General features: G+C 46.3%; 5 protein-coding genes. All 5 read right to left on the minus strand.

The window, feature by feature from the left end:
* A partial coding sequence (locus PAN06_RS13005) for a Mini-ribonuclease 3 (RefSeq protein WP_269796538.1) occupies positions 1-373 on the minus strand: 373 nt, incomplete at its 3' end.
* A complete protein-coding gene (cysS, locus tag PAN06_RS13010) occupies positions 366-1,709 on the minus strand; it encodes a cysteine--tRNA ligase (RefSeq protein ID WP_269796539.1) in 1,344 nt (447 codons plus the stop codon). The genes PAN06_RS13005 and cysS, both read right to left, overlap by 8 nt.
* 20 nt (positions 1,710-1,729) lie before the next feature.
* A complete protein-coding gene (locus PAN06_RS13015) occupies positions 1,730-2,596 on the minus strand; it encodes a GNAT family N-acetyltransferase (protein ID WP_269796540.1) in 867 nt (288 codons plus the stop codon).
* A 12-nt stretch (positions 2,597-2,608) separates the two neighbouring features.
* On the minus strand, positions 2,609-3,226 hold the full coding sequence (cysE, locus tag PAN06_RS13020) for a serine O-acetyltransferase (RefSeq protein WP_061604741.1): 618 nt from the start codon (positions 3,224-3,226) through the stop codon (positions 2,609-2,611).
* Between the two features lie 24 nt (positions 3,227-3,250).
* The coding region (locus PAN06_RS13025) for a polyribonucleotide nucleotidyltransferase (RefSeq protein WP_269796541.1) at positions 3,251-4,305 on the minus strand (1,055 nt) is incomplete at its 5' end.

A 4,305-nucleotide genomic window follows, 5' to 3' on the forward strand; every position in this document is an offset into this window, starting at 1 on the left:
GCTGGATGCACCAGTTGATCAATTCTTCTAAACGAGCAAGCTCACCCGTCATATGAAGATAGCCCATAACGGCTTCAAAGCCTGTCGACATACGATAAGTCACGACATCCGCATTTTTGGCCTTGGTATGGCTATTGGTATTGCGACCGCGCTTGTAGATCTCCAACTCTTTTTCTGTCAGAATTTCTTGCTCCAGCATGCTTTCAATCAAGCTAGCCTGAGCTCTAGCAGAGACGTAGCGGGTTGCAGTCTGGTGAAGCTTATTGGGCTTGGTCATCCCTTGAAAAATCAGGTGCCTGCGAATATACATGGAATAGACCGCATCCCCTTCAAAGGCAAGGGCAATCCCATTGATTAGATTGACATCAATCACGTGTCCACCTTACACCTTCTTTTGTATCCAAGAGCTTGATTCCTTGCGCAGCCAATTCATCGCGAATGGCATCTGCTCGCGCAAAATCTTTCTTAGCCCGCGCTTCCTGACGTTCAGCGATCAAGGCTTCAATATCCGCATCCAAAACTTCTTCAACAAAGACCACTCCAAAGACTTCTAACATCCTTGCCAAGGCATCCTTAACGTTTTGATTGTAGTGACCTGAATTGATCCATTTGGCCAATTCAAAGACAACGGTGATTCCGTTAGCGGCATTGATATCCTCATCCATGGCCGCAATAAACTTGTCCACAAAGTTTTGTAAGTCTGCTGGATCCACTTCTCCGGCGAAAGGTTGCTCATAAGTATTTTTCAAATACTTGAGGTTAGTCTCCGCATCGCGGACAGCTTTTTCTGTAAAGTTAATGGGCTTGCGGTAGTGCTGGGTCGCAAAGAAGAAACGAAGCACTTGGCCATCGATCGTCTTCAAAGCATCATGCACAGTGATAAAGTTGCCCAAGGACTTGGACATCTTGACATTGTCGATATTGACAAAGCCATTGTGCATCCAGTAGTTGGCAAAGGTTTGACCAGTTTTAGCCTCTGACTGGGCAATTTCATTGGTATGGTGCGGAAACTCAAGGTCAGCTCCACCACCGTGAATATCAATGGTATCGCCTAAAATCCCAGTTGACATGACCGAACACTCAATGTGCCAACCCGGACGACCAGGTCCCCAAGGGCTTTCCCAAGAAACTTCACCTGGTTTGGCAGCTTTCCAGAGGGCGAAATCGACTGGATTTTCCTTGCGAGCTGTTTCCTCATCTGTCCGACCAGAAGCACCTAGCTCTAGGTCTTCCAAAGTTTTATTGGCTAACTTAGCATAGTTGTGAGATTTTTCCACACGGAAATAGACATCGCCTTGGCTCTCGTAGGCATAGCCTTTTTCGATCAAGTCGGTAACAAAGCGAATGATGTCATCCATAAACTCAACCACACGAGGATGACGGGTTGCAGGCTTGACCCCAAGAGCCGTCACATCTTCACGAAAGGCCGCGATGTACTTATCCGCCACTTCCTGAGGAGTAATGCCTTCTTCCTTGGCACGGTTGATGATCTTATCATCCACATCGGTAAAGTTGGAAATATAGGCAACTTCGTAGCCACGATACTCAAAGTAGCGACGAATCGTGTCAAAGGCTACCGTTGAACGGGCATTCCCCACGTGGATATAGTTGTAAACCGTTGGCCCACAAACATACATGCGGACCTTCCCTTCCTCGATGGGGACAAATTCTCGCAAATCACGAGACATGGTATCATAAATTTTTAACACGCTTCATTTCCTTTCTGTTTCTACTCTTTTGGCTTCAAATAAACCACCTGAGTCTGTTTGACAAAGCCAATCTTTTCATACAAACGTTTGGCACCTACATTGCTGTCTTCCACGGCAATCTGAAACTCCTTGTCATTTTGTTCAATGAGTTGGTTGACGAGAGATTTTGCCAGGTAGCTCCCATAACCTTTGCCACGTTCAAGTTCGGCTATTGCTAAACCATAGAGGTAATTCGTATTACTCGATAAATCAACTGTACAAGTTCCAATAACCTGACCGTTTTTAAGCAAAATATATAGGCGACTTTCTGGATCTTTCAGAGCTTTAGCGACATATCTTTCCACAACTTCTCTAGATTCATGTTCCTCTGAAAATGCCTGAAACTTCAACTGACTAATTTGATCCTGATAGGAACGATCTGCTAACAAAACGTCCAGATTGGAAACAGTTGCTAACGGATAAGGTCTTCTATCCTTACCTAACCAGGTTTCTGTCTCTTCATCCTCGACCAGTCCCCAGTTGTTGACAAAATCAGGATGGCGCTCTAGAAAAACACGCTCTGTCTGAAAAGTTACAGACTCAATGGGATAAGATGCCGTTTCTGTCTCAAAACTTCTATATAAAGCTCGCGCAATGCCTTGACGACGATGATTGGGGTGGACCAGGATCGCTACTTCCACATCTGGGTCATCTGCATAAACCGTTAATAGGCCAACAAGTTCACCTTTTTCATAATAAAGGAAAAAGGCCGGCATATCGGGATCAAAATTGAGCATATTGGAGAGATAAGGATCCCGAAATGTTCCGTCATACTTCTGACAGATGGCAATAAGGGCCTTTGCTTCCAGTAGTTGGTGGTCTGTCAATGTATTGGTTGCTTGAATCACGTAGCGATCTCCTTACAAGCTAGAAGACCGATGACTGGCTTCCTTAGCATGCTCCATCTTATTCACATAGTATTCGCGTTTTTCTTCTTCTTGGTGAATGATTGGCTCATCCTTCTTACCGTGAACACGAACAATTTTAGCAGGGACTCCGACAACGGTCACATCACTCGGTACATCGGAGACCACGACCGCTCCCGCTCCTACTTTGGCTTTGGCCCCAATCTCAATCGGACCGATGACCTGAGCATGAGCGGAGACCAAGGCTCCTTCACGAACCGTCGGATGGCGTTTACCGACATCCTTCCCTGTTCCCCCAAGGGTCACCCCGTGGTAGAGCATAACGCCTTTTTCAACAATAGCTGTCTCCCCGATAACGAGGCCCGCTCCATGGTCTATAAAGACACCGGAAGCAATGGTCGCTCCTGGATGGATTTCAATCTGGGTCCAAAAACGCCAGAACTGACTATGCATCCGCGCCAAGAGCTTAAAGCCATGGTTCCACAAAAAGTGGGAAACACGGTGAGCTGCCAGTGCTTTGACGCCCGGATAGGTCAAGAGGACCTCCAGCGAGGTACGCGCTGCTGGGTCATTTTCTTTTACAATATCGATGGTTTCACGCCACCATCCCATACCGTGCTCCTCCTTTTCTAATGATTATTCTGAATCTTTTTGTGTAATAGTAAAGTCTTTTTTAGGTTTGTGGTCTTTGTTGTGGTGACGAGGACGATCGCCATGGCGATGAGTTTTTTCACCTTTTTCCTCGCTGTTTTCTGCTTTTGGCGGACGAGGGAGAAGAACTTTCATTGAAGCATCGACACGACCTTTTTCGTCAATCTTGATAATCTTCACATCGACTTCATCACCGATGGCTACCAAGTCTTCGACACGGTTGGTGCGCGTCCAAGCCATTTCAGAGATATGAACGAGGGCATCCGTCTTGTCAAAGAGGTTGACAAAAGCACCAAATTTCTCGATCCGAACCACTTTGGCATGGTATACTTCGTCCACTTTGGCTTCACGAACCAAACCAGCAATGATTTCCTTAGCACGGTTGATGGCATCTTGGTCGCTAGAGTAGATAGATACGTTACCTTCTTCGTCGATGTCAATCTTAACGCCTGTTTCAGCGATGATCTTGTCGATGGTTTCTCCACCCTTACCGATGACAATCTTGATCTTGTCCACATCAATCTTGATGGTATCAATTTTCGGAGCAGTTGGAGCCAATTCTGGGCGAACTTCTGGAATGGTTGCTTCGATCACATCAAGGATTTCAAAACGAGCTTTCTTGGCTTGGGCAAGAGCCTCCGTCAAGATTTCCGCAGTAATCCCTTGGATCTTGATATCCATTTGAAGGGCTGTAATCCCGTCACGAGTACCAGCAACCTTAAAGTCCATGTCTCCAAAGTGGTCTTCCAAACCTTGGATATCTGTCAATACGGTATAGTTATTTCCATCAGAAATGAGACCCATTGCAATACCAGCTACTGGTGCCTTGATTGGCACACCACCCGCCATAAGGGCAAGTGTTCCTGCACAGATAGAGGCTTGAGATGAAGAACCATTTGATTCCAATACTTCTGCTACCAAACGAATCGCATATGGGAATTCTTCCAAGCTTGGCAATACTTGAGCAAGAGCACGCTCCCCAAGAGCACCGTGACCAATTTCACGACGACCAGGTGCACCGTAACGTCCAGTTTCCCCTA

Source organism: Streptococcus sp. SM3 (assembly GCF_027497875.1).

What these genes read in the sequence shown, in the direction of transcription:
- cysE (WP_061604741.1), bottom strand. Translation starts at nt 3,226, where the DNA reads ATGGGATGGTGGCGTGAAACCATCGATATTGTAAAAGAAAATGACCCA.